This window comes from Parahaliea mediterranea (assembly GCF_017255185.1).
In the GTDB taxonomy this organism is placed as follows: domain Bacteria; phylum Pseudomonadota; class Gammaproteobacteria; order Pseudomonadales; family Halieaceae; genus JAFKCZ01.
The window spans coordinates 51,443-65,210 of record NZ_JAFKCZ010000022.1 but is presented as its reverse complement, the minus strand read 5'-3'; the positions used below and the strand labels follow the sequence as shown (position 1 = coordinate 65,210).

Annotated in this window: 9 protein-coding genes; 2 read left to right on the top strand and 7 right to left on the bottom strand. The window is 62.6% G+C overall.

Features of this window, described 5'->3' with window-relative positions; all coding sequences use genetic code 11:
• Nucleotides 1-242: 242 nt before the first annotated feature.
• Nucleotides 243-2,351, bottom strand: coding sequence for a TonB-dependent receptor domain-containing protein (locus tag JYP50_RS20835; protein WP_206562500.1), 2,109 nt, complete (start codon nucleotides 2,349-2,351; stop codon nucleotides 243-245).
• 153 nt (nucleotides 2,352-2,504) lie between these two features.
• Here JYP50_RS20835 and JYP50_RS20830 point away from each other — a divergent pair, with 153 nt between their 5' ends.
• Nucleotides 2,505-3,503, top strand: a complete 999-nt coding sequence (locus JYP50_RS20830; RefSeq protein ID WP_206562499.1) for a helix-turn-helix transcriptional regulator — start codon at nucleotides 2,505-2,507, stop codon at nucleotides 3,501-3,503.
• Nucleotides 3,504-3,557: 54 nt separating this feature from the next.
• Here JYP50_RS20830 and JYP50_RS20825 read toward each other — a convergent pair whose 3' ends face one another.
• The 5 genes from JYP50_RS20825 to JYP50_RS20805 form a co-directional block, all read right to left on the bottom strand.
• Entirely contained in the window at nucleotides 3,558-5,231 is a 1,674-nt protein-coding gene (locus tag JYP50_RS20825; RefSeq protein WP_206562498.1) for a N,N-dimethylformamidase beta subunit family domain-containing protein, read from the bottom strand.
• A gap of 14 nt (nucleotides 5,232-5,245) precedes the next feature.
• Complete coding sequence (locus JYP50_RS20820) at nucleotides 5,246-6,562, bottom strand: alanine racemase (protein WP_206562497.1); 1,317 nt, start codon at nucleotides 6,560-6,562, stop codon at nucleotides 5,246-5,248.
• Complete coding sequence (locus JYP50_RS20815; protein WP_206562496.1) at nucleotides 6,559-7,977, bottom strand: D-arabinono-1,4-lactone oxidase; 1,419 nt, start codon at nucleotides 7,975-7,977, stop codon at nucleotides 6,559-6,561. The genes JYP50_RS20820 and JYP50_RS20815 overlap by 4 nt, the downstream gene beginning before the upstream one ends.
• Nucleotides 7,974-8,405 (bottom strand): c-type cytochrome, encoded by a 432-nt coding sequence (locus JYP50_RS22220; protein WP_347136887.1) that lies wholly within the window; start codon nucleotides 8,403-8,405, stop codon nucleotides 7,974-7,976. The genes JYP50_RS20815 and JYP50_RS22220 overlap by 4 nt, the downstream gene beginning before the upstream one ends.
• A gap of 145 nt (nucleotides 8,406-8,550) precedes the next feature.
• The gene (locus JYP50_RS20805) at nucleotides 8,551-10,800 is read right to left on the bottom strand and encodes a TonB-dependent receptor (protein ID WP_206562495.1); all 2,250 of its coding nucleotides are present in this window, start codon (nucleotides 10,798-10,800) and stop codon (nucleotides 8,551-8,553) included.
• A gap of 332 nt (nucleotides 10,801-11,132) precedes the next feature.
• On the opposite strand from JYP50_RS20805, the gene JYP50_RS20800 reads away from it, so the two are divergent.
• Nucleotides 11,133-11,792: a TetR/AcrR family transcriptional regulator gene (locus tag JYP50_RS20800; protein WP_206562494.1), complete on the top strand. Its 660-nt coding sequence runs from the start codon at nucleotides 11,133-11,135 to the stop codon at nucleotides 11,790-11,792.
• Nucleotides 11,793-11,816: 24 nt separating this feature from the next.
• On the opposite strand, the gene parE is transcribed toward JYP50_RS20800, so the two are convergent.
• Nucleotides 11,817-13,724, bottom strand: a complete 1,908-nt coding sequence (gene parE, locus JYP50_RS20795; protein WP_206562493.1) for a DNA topoisomerase IV subunit B — start codon at nucleotides 13,722-13,724, stop codon at nucleotides 11,817-11,819.
• Nucleotides 13,725-13,768: the final 44 nt, after the last annotated feature.

Genomic DNA, 13,768 nt, shown 5'->3' with positions numbered 1-13,768 from the left:
AAGGCCAGCGGTGAGCGATACCCACCGCAAGTACAGGCCGGATATACGGCAGCAACCTGTCCCTGTCAGCCCTGACGTCTGAGCCTTGCAAACGGGGAGGAGACCATATACGAATAAATTCGACCCTACAGAGGGCAACATACCCTGTTTTTGGCTTAAGTAAGTACCATTCGGGACGGATACCTATTTTGGCCCAAAGGGGAGGACGGATACTGATTTAAATTTGCATCCGTCCCCCATTTTCAGAGTTCGTAGGTGACAGTTACCTTGATGTTGCGGCCGGGCTCGTAGTCCTGCAGGTAGAGCTTGCCAAAGCGCGGGTGGAAGCTCACTCCGGTGCGCGAGGACTGGGAGGCGTAGAACTCGTCGAACAGGTTGTCCACGCCCGCGGTCAGCGACAGGCCTCGCAGCGCCTTCGGTGTCCAGCGCGCGGACAGGTTGCTGACCGTGTAGCCGTCCTTGGCGTTGTCGAGCGTGGCGCCGTCGAGATCCAGGGCGGCGGCCACGTCGTCCACCCACAGGGTGTCCCAGTGCAGGGTCACGCCCCAGTCCGCCAGCGCGTAGTCGATATTGAGGCTGACGGTTTCGCCCTGCTGGCGGTCGAGGCGCGCGCCGTCCAGGTCGGCGTGAGCGTCGGCGGCATCGAGGTCACTCTCGGCGTCGGAGACGCTCAACAGTGCCTGCAGGCCGCCGATGTCATAGCCGATATAGGCCTCGTAGCCATCGATGGTCATGTCGCCCACGTTGTCCTTCCAATAACCACCCGCCGGCGAGCTGGCGTAATCGTAGATGTAGTCCTCGATATCGGTGCGGAACACGGTGAAGCCGGCGGCAAAGCGGTCCGCGCCGAACCGCGCCGCCTCGTAGGCCAGGGCGAACTCGGTGTTATAGCCGGTCTCGGCCTCGATACCCGGGTTGGGGGAGTCGTAGAGACCGGCGCCGACGAAGACCTCGCCGATCTCCGGCCCCTTGAACAGCTGGGTGCTGGACAGTTTAAACAGCAAGCTGTCGCCGAGCTGGTACTGTGCCGCCAGGGCCCCGGTGACCTCGCTGAAGCTGTCGTCCACCACCGCCGAATCCAGGTCGTGGCGGTCATAGCGCAGGCCGGGGATCAGGCTCAGGCCATTACCGAAAGCGATTGTGTCCTCGATGAACAGCGCGCTGGCGGTCGCGTCTTCCTCCGACAGGGTGCGGCCGTCGGGATGGTACTCGGTATCGTAGCGCACGATATCCACGCCATAAGTCAGGTCGTGGGTGACCCGGCTACCCAGCGAGGAGGTGGCGAGCGCATTGAACCCGCTGTTGGTGGCCGTGCCCTCCACCCTGGCCGGACTGTCGGGCCACAGGGCCTTGATCGCCGCCTCGTCGCGCCACAGGCTGCTCTCATTGTGGAACAGGGCCGCCTTGAGGTGGCTGGCCTGCCCCCACTGCAGATCGTAGTTCAGGGTGTAGGTGTCCCGCGTGAACTCGGTGGGGTAGGTCAGCGGCAGGCCCAGGTTGTCGCCGATGGCGATATCCGTGGCCAGGCCCATGTCGGGACGGTAGCTGTAGTCGCCGGAGTCCTCGTAGGATTCATAGCCCAACTCCAGGCGCTGCCGGTCGCCGATATCCAGGCCGAACTTCAGCAGGACATCGTCCAGCTCGCCCTCCAGGCCGCGCACCTCGCCGTCGGTGCCGGGGATTTCGCCGCCGTCGGCGCCCTTGATCTTGCCGCCGCCCACTTCGTAGTTATTGCGGTCCACATGGTTGTAATAGGCCAGTACATCGAGCGTCTCGGTGAGCTGGCCGTAACCGGTCAGGGCGTAACCGCTGGAGTCATTGTCGGCGTAGGAGCCCTGGATGCGGGCCCCGAACTGGTCGCCGTCCTTGAGTAGCTCCCTGGCCGCCTTGGTTTCGAAGCGCACCGAACCGCCCAGGCCGCCGTTGACCACGGAGTTGGTGCCCACGTCGATGTCCACCGATTGCAGGATGTCCGAGTGGATCTGCAGGTTGCCCATGTGGTGGTACATGTAGGTGTTCTGGCGGGCACCGTCGATGGTGATCCGCAGGTCCTTGTCGTCCATGCTGCGAATGGTGATGCGCTGGTTCAGCGAGTGGGCGCCGCCGACATCGACCCCGGGAATGGTGCGCAGCAGGTCGCTGATGTGGTCGGCCTGGCGGATGGCGATGGTGCCCTCCTGTAACTGCACCGACGAGGCACTGACGCGCGTGCCCCAGACCACGGTTTCCTCGAGTTGCGCACCGGCGTTTTCCTGCGCCAGCGCCTGGTTGGCCACGGCGGTCGTCGCCGCGGCAACGGCGGCCGCCAGCAGGCCGCCGGCCCGCCGAGTCGGTGTTGTATTCCTGGACATTGCTCCCCCACACGGGCCAAAGGGGCCCGAGAATTAACTGTTAATGAGAATCGTTAGTATTTATACTGCCAAAAACACCGCGCAGGAAGCGCATTCTGGTGTGCGCAATCGTCAATCTGCTATGGGAAATCGTCAGCCCGGAGCCGCCCCATCATGCCAGCGACATCACAGACCGCGAACTTGCACGAGGAAGACCTGCAGGTACTGAATCTCGGTATCGCCACCGCGGTCGACTCCACGGCGCTGCGCTTCGTCGAGGGCAGTCCCGGCCAACCGGTAATGGCCGGCCAACTGCGTCACTGGCACAACCAGCTGGGGTTATCCCTGCACCGCGCCCGGGTGCGCGAGGTCGCCAATGGCACCGCCACCGCGGAGCTGCAAGCGGGCATCAGCTTTAACCTGGTACTGCAGGGCGAGGTGCACTTCAGCCTCGGCGGCCGGGCGCGCGTGCTGACTCCGGGCCAGCGGCCGGCGATGCGCTGCCACGCCTATGCCCTCGCCCACCCGGAGTTGCTGACGCGACAGATGCGCCGCGGCACCGAGGTGAACAAGTTAAATCTGTACGCCACACGGGAGTGGCTGTACAGCCGCTGCGGTGGCGACCACCAGCGCCGGCAACTGGACGCGCTGTTCGCGCGCCACGCCGAGTTGCTGGCCTGGGATGTGGACAGCGAGACCCGGCGTTTGGCGCGGGAGGTGATGAATGCGGCGGAACCGGTGGCTATCGCCGAGCAACTGGCCATGGAATCCCTGGCCCTGCGGTTATTCTCCCGGTGCCTGGAGACCCTCGCGCGGCAGCCGGCGAGCGCCCCCCGCCACACGCCAGCCAGCGGCGACCGCGAGAAACAGCTGATGCAACGGGTGGAAACTGCCGCACTGGACGGCGCGGAGCTGCCCGAAGTGGCCGCCCGCCTGGGACTCAGCGTAAGTACGCTTCAGCGTCGCTTCAAGGCCGCCTACGGCATCACCGTGGCGGAACACCTGAGGCACCGGCGGCTGCAACGGGCGCGCAACGCCATGGCCCTGGAGGGCGCCAGTATCGGCGAGGCCGCCTACCTGGCGGGCTACGACCACGCCAGCAATTTCATCGCCGCCTTCCGCCGCCATTTCGGCGCACCGCCCGCGGCGTACATCAAGGCCCACGAGCCCTGATGTCCCTTTTTTAAACCGCCAGGTCGCCCCTGTTTCCGACCAGGCGAGCCGCACTCAGACGGGCTGGCGAACGACACCAAATCGCGCGAGAACGTTGTGCGTGATTTTCTCGATATAGGGATTGCCCGCCGCCAAGCCGTGCGCCCACTCTGTCGTGCCGCCATTGAAAACCTCGCCCCGGCCTTTTTCGAACGAGGCCATGACAACGTGGCCCCGAGCGAGGCGGGCGCGGGTATCGCTGTTCGCCTCGCCATAGGCGACCCTGGCAAGAATGTCGGGCTTTTCCGGCGGGATCATGAACGGGAAGGGGTTTTCGGGGGGCTCGAACGGGGTCGCCGGCGCCATGGCGATGATTTCAAGATTGTCCGGTATACCGATGCCGCCATCCGGCTTGGGCAGACCGTCCTTGCCAAAGCGAATGGGACAGCCATCGTTTTCGTAGCCGATCAACGGGACATCCCCCCCGATCTGATCACCGTAGAACAGATCGGTGCCATCGAGCGCCCAGTGCTTGTCGTGATACACGGTATAGGCAGCGGCCCCACGCGCCACGCACATACCCAGACGGTGATAGCCACCATAGAGAAAGGACAGCCCGGTAACTTCGGCTTCCGAGCGCCCAAAGGCGGGGTGGGACCAAAGATGGGTGGCATCGCGTTTTCCGGACGGGTCGGAGAACAGAGGGTCGTTCTCCTCGCCCTTCCACTTGTGGCAAACAAGGCGTGTTGCGTCGCTTTCCCACCTGACTTTCCAGTACCCGGTATTGCCCGAGAAAACAGCGAGGTGCCCCCCGGCTTCCACATAAGCATCCAGGCTGTCGCGCTGCCTGCCGGACCAATACTCACTGTGGCCGGCCAGAATCACCGTCCCGTAACGGGACAGGACATCCTCGCCAGTCTCGAAATCATGATCAGTCAGGTAATCGATGTCATAACCATTGCGTTCGCACCACGCCGCGAATTTATGCTCCCACTTGCCGAGATAGCCGGCGGATCCGTCGTAGGGCGTGGGTTGGTGTTTGGCGAACCAGTCCATATCGCCCAGAACCCCCGGCTCCCCAAAATCACGCGGCGCGATACTAATGAGCCGCGGCATGCCCGGGGGCGGAGCGAACATGCCCTGTGCATACGGCCGATTGAGCGACAGGACACCCAGCGCCTGGTCTCGGGCATCCTCCGGACTCAGCTCGCCACTTAGCAGCTTTTCAACATGCGCGTAGGCATTGGCGCCGCCCCAGTAGTTATAGGCCTGGTAAGTGCTGGTACTCAGCACCAGTACGGCACTCGCGGCACTCGCATCAAGCGCGCGCTTAACGCAGATAAAGTGGCGCGTATACTCGCCGTCTCTCCCCTCGAGCTTCAGGTCATAGTAACCGGGCAGCCAATCACTACCGACCGTAAACGAAAAAGCCCTGGGCCATTGGCAACCGTCGCGACCGGCATCCGGAGCGGTGGCATGCGCATCAATGGCCAGCCCCTCCAGCGTCGCAACATGCTCTTCCTTCGCGGCCACGCGAGTAATGACCAGACGGCAGCTGTCGCCGTTGTAGCTCGCGTGAACGGCAACCTCATCGCCGGGAAATGCGCAGACTTTATCGGGGTAGAACTGTGGCGCTTTCATGCGCGACTCCTTGTTTTGCTCCAGCCCCTGCAAAGTGCTGGACGACGTTCCAAGTGCGGAGCAGGCGACCAGGCCGCCGATCCCGCCCAATACGGTGCGTCTTTTCATACGCGACTATTCCGCTATGCCGATGCCGGAAAGACCGGCCAGAAATCGGTAATCTTGCCGTCCTCGTAGACCGCGATATCGCCGAACTGAAGAAAGACGGCTTCGCTCTGCTGTGGCCGGAAAAACACGAAATCATCCACCGCCAAATCGATGGCACTGCCGCCGTTCAGCATCTCCTGGTTGGAAGAACGGCCGTAGGTCGGGTTGTAACGCAGACCGGGCGGATCCACCGGGTCCGCCAACCAGTTACCGCCGTAGATGAAAACCGTGTGATCCAGATTGGGATTGAAGGCGCGTTTGACGCCGTCCAGCATTTCCAGCCCGGGTATGCGCGTTTCGTTGAAGCTCTTGATGACGGGCGAGGCGATAAAGCTCGCCGGCACGTGATGCGTCAGTGTATCCATGTCGTAGTGGCTGGGTTTGACCAGAGCGGTACCCACGGCCACTTCATTCGCGATCCGGGTGTCTTCATAGAAACCGTAGGTCGGGCTGCCGGCGGCGTTTCGCGTCGCCCGCTCAACAGCGCCCGCGCCGAGTATTTCCCGCGCGGCATCGAGCGCGCCCTGGTAGGTGTTCCAGGCTTTTCGAAGCTGTCTGTCCCGCAGACCCCCGAAGTCGGGGATGGCCGCCACGTGTGGCTCGTAGCCCATGAAACCGGAAAAGGTCAGCAGCTCATCGGCCGAGATCGCTCGCAGCATTGAGGCAAGCGCCTCGCCTGGTACCACCCCGCCGCGGTGAAGCCCGACATCGAGTTCGATATTCACCCGAATGGGTTCGTTCATGCCGTGTGCGATATCGGCGTATTCCCGCAGCCGGCTCGGGCTATCGACAAGCCACTGGACTTTGGAGCGAACGTCGGCGGTGAAGCGTCCGGAATGCATATATGCCCGCGCGGCGCCGGCGGGAAGGGGCTTGCCGATAAGCTGGTCGGCATCGGGCATCGCCTGCGACAGCGCCTCCAGCATCGGCAAATTGAAGGTCATGATTCGAGAGCTACCGGTTTGCGCACGTATGTACGCGATCAAATCCAGCGACGGCAGGGACTTGGCTACGATCCGGTATCCCATGCCCGGCGGCAGGGACTCCATCAAGGCTGCAATGTTGGCGTCCAGGCGCGCGCGATCGACGACAAGCGTGGGGGTCGCGATCCCAGCGCTTTTCAAGGCCTTTTCAAGACCGATAAAATAATCGTCCCGCGGGCCGCTGACATCCGCTTTTCGCGCCGCGAGCAGGCCTGCTCCAACCATGCCAACGCCGGTTATCAGCATATTTCGCCGCGTCAGCAGCGCTCGTTTTCCCGCCGCCGAAGCCGCCTGCCCCCTATCGCTCATGATACCTCCAGTATCTGGCGCAGATGCGCGTTCAACATCTTCCCGCTTGGATCGAGTTCTTTCTGCAGGGCCCTGAAGTCATTCATGCGCGGATAGAGTTCGGTAAAATCCCGCGCGCCCAGGCCATGCAACTTGCCCCAGTGGGGGCGTCCGCCGTAGCGGCGGAACATCGGTTCGAAGTCCTCGACCAGATAGTCACAGGGCTCGTCCACACTGGCGTGTATTGCAATGGAGACATCCTGCCCATGCCAGAACGGACTGAGCCAGGCATCGTCACCGCGAACAAACCGAACCTCCACGGGAAAAAAGGTATCGTTGCGCGATTCCAGCTTCTCTATGGTCTCTCGCACTGCCTTCAGGCCATTTTCCTCAGGCACATGATATTCGCTTTCATTGAAACGAACAGGCCGTGAAGTCGCGAGAAGCTTCCAGGAGACATCCACGAAGTTCTCGATCTCCCCCTTTGGAAAGGCCGCGTCCGCAATCCGGCGCCTTATCCAGCTCGACCAGCCGAACCTGTCGCGCATGTCGCGCATGCCGGCCAGGAACTCGTCATCCTGGCCGCCGGGACGTTCACCCACCGGCTGGTCGGTTTCGTCATGGGACAGCGCTATTGCGTAGCCGGTGTGGGGAGCGTAGAAAAACTCGAAATTCCGGTGAACCCTGGCGAGTTCTTCCGCGCGATCCAGCAAACTGTCTATGCGCTCGACCCACACGCGCCGGTGGAGCCGGTATGACGGCCGGAGCTTCAACGTGTACTGCGTGATGACGCCAAGCGCGCCGAGAGACACCTGCCCGGCACGCAGCAGCTCATCGTCTCTCCCGGCGGAGACGTCCACGACCTCTCCGCGCGGCGTTACCAACCGGAACCCAACAATGTCGGCATGAATGGCGGGAATATCGCGCCCGGTGCCGTGCGTGGCCGTTGCATAGCCGCCGGCAAGCGTCTGCGTGTCGATGTCGGGCAGGTTCATGAACGCCAGGTTCAGCGGGTCGCTGAGTTGCGCGGCCCGGCGCAAACGGGTGCCCGCGGCAAAGGTCGCCGTGCCCGCTTCGGGGTTGTGCGACAGCAAACCCTGCAGGCGGCTTATATCGACGATCGCGCCGTCGGAGTTTACCAGGGGCGTAAAGGAATGCCCGCTGCCAACCGGCCTGATCAGGCCCCGGGCGCGAGCCATGAAGTCTGCCAGTTCGTCTTCGCTCCCGGGGCTGAAGAACTCCCGCGGATGCGATCTCTGCAGGCCCGACCAGTTCTGCCAGGTTCGCTGGTCCGATTGCCGCGCGGTGTTTTCCTCGCTCCAGTTGTCCCGTTCAAAATCGCGCAGGCTCCAGGCGGCATGCCGTGCGGCCGGAACTCCAACAAACGCCGCGCCAATTGCGCCGGCGATGATTGCCTTTCTTCGTGTTACGCTCATTCGGCCGCATCCCTCGCCATGAATTCGATGATGGCGATCAACTCGCTATCGCTGCAATCAAAACAGAGCCCCATGGCGGGCATGGCGTTCAAGCCCTGCTTGGTGGAGCGAAGCAGTTTATCCAGGCCGCCCTTTCCGGCCCTCGCCTCCCAGTCCCGCGCGTGCCCCGTCAACGGCGCGCCCGAACCCGCCCTCGAATGGCAGGTGAAACACGAGCGCTCGTAGATCGACGCAAGATTCGCGTCCGCGGGCAGGGCGGATTCAGCGTAGTCGATCACTGCCCGTGTTGGATCCGGCACCGAGTACGCGCCCTCCTCGAGCACCTCCTGCTCGTCACACGCGGCCAGGAAAAACGCCACGAAGGCGCTTGTCAGCAGCCGCGGCCATTTTGCGCCCGGTTTGTCTTCGACGGCTCGTTGTTTATGCACGGTATCTCCGCAAGGTATTCATCAACGCCTGTTTCAACCCGAACTGCGCAAGCCGGAACCTGGGTTACCGGACATCGACGGCGGGTTGCGGAACTTGATGCGCCGCGTTTTCCCTTCGGTCAAACGCGGCACGGCTCGTCCCTGTTCAGAAGTTCACCGCCAATTCCACGCCCCACATACGGGGCATTCCGACAAATCGGGGAATCAGGCCAAAATCGGACAAATCCGTTGCATTCGTGAAGTAGGTTTCGTTTCCAAGATTATTGACGAAGAGCGCAAGCTCCCAGTTGTGCGAGCTGTGCTGATAACCGACCCTGGCATTCACCAGCGTGTAGCCATCCTGCGCAATAAGCGGGTTGTTTTCAGTGGAGAAGAAAACCGAGCTTTTATAGGCCGCCGAAGCCTGTGCGTACAGGTTGCCGTAGTCGGACAGTTCATGGTCATAACGAATCAGGCCGGTGACCGACGTGTCCGGCGTCCGCGCCAGTTCGTTGCCGGAGAAGTCGAGGCCTTCATCGCTGACAAAGTCTTTCAGTTCGCTGTCGAGCAACGCCCCCGACACGCTCACGAGAAGATTGTCAGTCGGATAGTAGGTGATATCGAATTCCAGCCCGACCACCTGGGCGCTACTGGCGTTGTCCAGCACCTGTATCGGCAGCGTTTCGGTGTTCACCAGCGTGAATACCTGGAGATCGGAAAAGTCGTTCAGGAACAGCGCCGCGTTCAACCTGAGGCTGTTATCGAAGAGATCCGACTTGACGCCGATCTCATACGCGGTCAGGTACTCCGGTTCGTACGGCTCCAGCTGAACGGCCGCTTCCGCGGCATCGAGCGACAGAAAACCGCCATTGAATCCGCCGCTTTTGAAGCCGCTCGCGACACTGGCATAGACAAGCACATTGTCCGTCGCCGCGAAGTCCAGCCCCGCGCGCCAGGAGAAAGCGTCGTCATCGAGCTTCAGTCCGTCAAAGTCATAAATCACCAGCCCCCCCGCGCCAAACAGCACCTCATCCTCGAGCCTGGTGGAGGCATCAAACGTCCGGCTTTCGTCGGTGTAACGGCCGCCAAGGGTCAGTGTAAGGCGGTCGGTGAGCGCGATATCGGCCTGTGAAAAAACGGCGAAACTTTCCGACTCCTGGGCATTCAGCGTGCGCGCGAACAGGACAGGCGCGCCACCCGTTGCCCAACCGAACGGGTCGGACACTCCGCCGGTAAGCCCGCGCAGTTCTCCGAACAGATCCACGGTCTGGTCCTGATCGAGGTCCTCCTTCAGGTAGAAGCCACCCACGAGCCATTCAACGGAGCCGGATTCACCGCTCACTCGCAGTTCCTGGCTGAAGGTCTCTGATTCAACACCGTAGTCAATGGATATCAACGACAGGGGCGATGCGTCGGTTTCTTCATCCACGAGGCTATCGACGCCGTCAAAAGCCGATATCGAGGTGATAGAGACGGTATCGAGCTCCAGTCGGGCTTCTATATAGCCGCCGATCGAATCCAGATCATTCTGGTTGTCTTCGTTGTACTCACCGGTAAACTCGTCGTCCGGGCCGGAATAGCCAAGCGCGTCCACACCGCCGGGCAGCACCCCCAGATGGTTAAAGCTGAAGCCCTCGCTGTCCGACGTGGCGCCGTGAATGTTGGCGCGCAGGAAGAAGTTGTCGGTGACATCAATATCGACGGTCCCGCGCCACGCAAGCGTATCGGTGCCATTATCCCTGCCGCCGGTCACGCGGTTTTTGATGTACCCCGCCGAATCGGCTTTCTTGAACGCGACACGCGCGCTCACCTTGTCGCTTACCGGGCCGGACACCGCGACTTCCAGGTCCCGGCTATCAAACCGGCCATAGCTGGCTCGCGCCTTGAACTCGAACTCGTCACCGGGTTTATTGGAAATAAACTTCACCGCGCCGCCAGTGGTATTGCGGCCGTAGAGCGTGCCCTGTGGCCCCTTGAGAATTTCCAGACGCTCGGAGTCGAAAAACTGGAACGACGTCAGGATCGGCGAGCTGATATAGACCTCGTCGGTATAAATACCGATCGGGCCGGCATTATTGGTGTTGAAATCGTTCAGCCCCGCGCCGCGGAGAAATATGATCAACTGAGAGCCTTCCCCGCTCGTCGTGGAAAGCTCCAACCCCGGAATGAACTGGCCCAGCTCGCTGGTTTCGGACAAACCCAGGCCGATCATATCGTCGCCGCTGAACGCGGTCATGGTGATGGGCACATCCTGGGAGTTTTCAGCGCGCTTCTGCGCGGTAACGACGACCTCTTCCAGGAGCCGCAGCCCGCCGCCCTGTGCCTGCGCGCACGCGGAAAAAGCAGCCGACAAGGCGCACAAGCCCGTCGTCACGCCCACCATTTTTCTACGCTGCATACCGCCTTCCCCTGCCATACGTTTCTCCCAAGATTGTGATTTATTCGGATATATATAGGCAAAATGCACGAAAACCGGCATCCATGTCAATACTGACCGCCCATTAATTGATATATATCCGTAAAGTGGCTCTTGGGAGCGAGACAGGGCCGATGAACGCACGGACAGCCCCTATCCGCCACGCTTTTGCATGGCTTGCACGGGCACAAGTCGCATGCAAAGTTGACACCGCCGCGCCTGAGCCCATACTTAAACCGATATTTATCGGTATTTGATGCGCCCTCGCACGGCGCGGCCATGCCGCCCCGAGCCCAAGGAACGATACATCTCGCAAACGTAGTAGACGCCGCATGCAGCCACTGACCAACGTGAACACCCGGGAAGACCGCGCACCCACGATCCGCCGCCCCACGCAAAAGCGCGGCAAGGAACGTTTCGAAGCAATCCTGGACGCGACGGACCGGCTACTTGCCGGGCAGGAACCAAGCGAGTTGAGTATCTATTCGATCGCCAAGGAAGCGGGCGTATCCGCGCAGTCGGTTTATCATTTTTTCCCGGACACGGACTGCGTATTCCTGGCCCTGGCGGAGCGGCTCAACGCTGTCTTTATCGGCTCCCAGGAAGCGCCGCCGGAAGAGGCGAAGCGGTCATGGCAGACGCTCCTTGACTATCGCTTCAAAGCCGCGCGGGACCTGTACAACGAAACCCCCGCGGCCCGCAAACTGCTACTGGGGTCCGGCCTATCGGCCGCTTTGCGGGCGCGGGACATGGAGTTCGACAGGCGCTTCGCGACCCGGGGAGCAGAGGAGTTGCGGAACGTTTTCCAACTGCCGGAGTTTCCCAATCTGGTGAACCGCCTGACCGAACTCCTGGCAATCAACGATTCGATCTGGGCACTGTCGGTACACCGCCACGGGATCATCACCGAGGAACTGGAAGAGCAGGCGCGCCGCGCCAGGGTCGCCTACGCCCGCACTTTCCTGCCCGAGTATCTCGACCCGAAACCCTGACGGCCCGCGCTCTCCCCGCGACGCCTAGATCGCCAGGTCGGCCAGGTCGCCCTTGCTCTCCAGCCAGGCCTTGCGGTCGGAGGCGCGCTTCTTGGCCAGCAGCATGTCCAGCATGTTGTTGGTCTCGTCGCCGGGATCCACCACCAGGCGCACCAGGCGCCGGGTGTCCGGGTCCATGGTGGTCTCGCGCAGCTGGATGGGGTTCATCTCGCCCAGGCCCTTGAAGCGCTGGACGTTGACCTTGCCCTTTTTCTTCTCCGCCTCGATGCGGTCCAGCACGCCCTGCTTTTCCGCCTCGTCGAGGGCGTAGTAGACCTCCTTGCCCACGTCGATGCGGTACAGCGGCGGCATGGCCACGTAGACATGCCCCGCCGCCACCAGCGCGCGGAAGTGGCGCACAAAGAGGGCGCAGATCAGGGTGGCGATGTGTAGGCCGTCGGAGTCGGCGTCCGCCAGGATACACACCTTGTGGTAGCGCAGGCCGGTCAGGTCGTCGCTGGCCGGGTCGATACCCAGGGCGACGGAGATGTTATGCACCTCCTGGGAGGCGAGGATCTCCTGGGAGTCCACCTCCCAGGTGTTGAGGATCTTGCCGCGCAGGGGCAGGATAGCCTGGAACTCCCGGTCCCGGGCCTGCTTGGCGGAGCCCCCCGCCGAATCGCCCTCCACCAGGAACAGTTCGCCGCGGCTCGGGTCCTCGCCGGAACAGTCCGCCAGCTTGCCGGGCAGGGCCGGCCCCGAGGTGACTTTCTTGCGGGTGACCTTCTTGGCCGAGCGCAGGCGGCTCTGGGCGTTGCTGATGCACAGTTCCGCCAGCCGCTCCGCCTCCTCGGTGTGCTGGTTGAGCCACAGGCTGAAGGCATCCTTGGCCACCCCGGAGACAAAGGCCGCGGCCTCCCGGGAAGACAGGCGCTCCTTGGTTTGGCCGGAGAACTGCGGGTCCTCCAGCTTGGACGAGAGGATGTAGCAGCAGCGCTCCCAGATATCGTCCGGGGTCAGGCGCACGCCCCGCGGCAGCAGGTTGCGCAGCTCGCAGAAGTCGCGCATGGCGTCCAGCAATCCGGTGCGCAGGCCGTTGACGTGAGTGCCGCCCTGGGCGGTGGGAATCAGGTTGACGTAGGACTCGGCGACCACCTCGCCGCCCTCGGGCAGCCACTGCACGGCCCACTCCACGCCCTCGCTGGAGCTGCTGAAACTGCCGGTAAAGGGCTGCTCGGGCAGGCAGGGATACTCGCGGGTGGCGTCGGCCAGGTAGTCGGTGAGGCCGTCCTCGTAGTACCACTCGTCGCTTTCTACCTGGCCGCCGGCGCTGCCCTTTCTCTCGTCGCGAAAGGTCACCCGCAGGCCCGGGCACAGCACGGCCTTGGCCCGCAGCACGTGACGCATGCGCGATACCGAGAAATTCACCGAGTCGAAGTAGCGCGCATCCGGGGTAAAGCGGATGGCGGTGCCGGTGTTGCGCTTGCCGCAGCTGTCGACGACCTCTAGCTCGGAGGTCTTGTCACCGCCGGAGAAGGTCATGCGGTGCACGCTGCCGTCGCGGCGGATCATCACCTCCAGCTCGCTGGACAGGGCGTTGACCACCGATACGCCCACGCCGTGAAGGCCGCCGCTGAACTGGTAGTTCTTGTTGGAGAACTTGCCGCCGGCGTGCAGGGTCGACAGGATCACCTCCACCCCCGGGCGGCCCTGCCCGGGGTGCATGTCCACCGGCATGCCGCGGCCGTTGTCGGTGACCGAGATGCTGCCGTCCTTGAACAGCACCACGTCGATGCGGTCGGCGTGACCGGCCAGGGCCTCGTCGACACTGTTGTCGATAACCTCCTGGGCGAGGTGGTTGGGGCGGCTGGTGTCGGTGTACATGCCGGGGCGCTTGCGCACCGGCTCAAGTCCGGTAAGGACTTCGATGTCTTCGGAAGTGTACTGGCTCATGCTCACGGGATACGTCAGGGAACTTACGCGCCCATTGTACACAA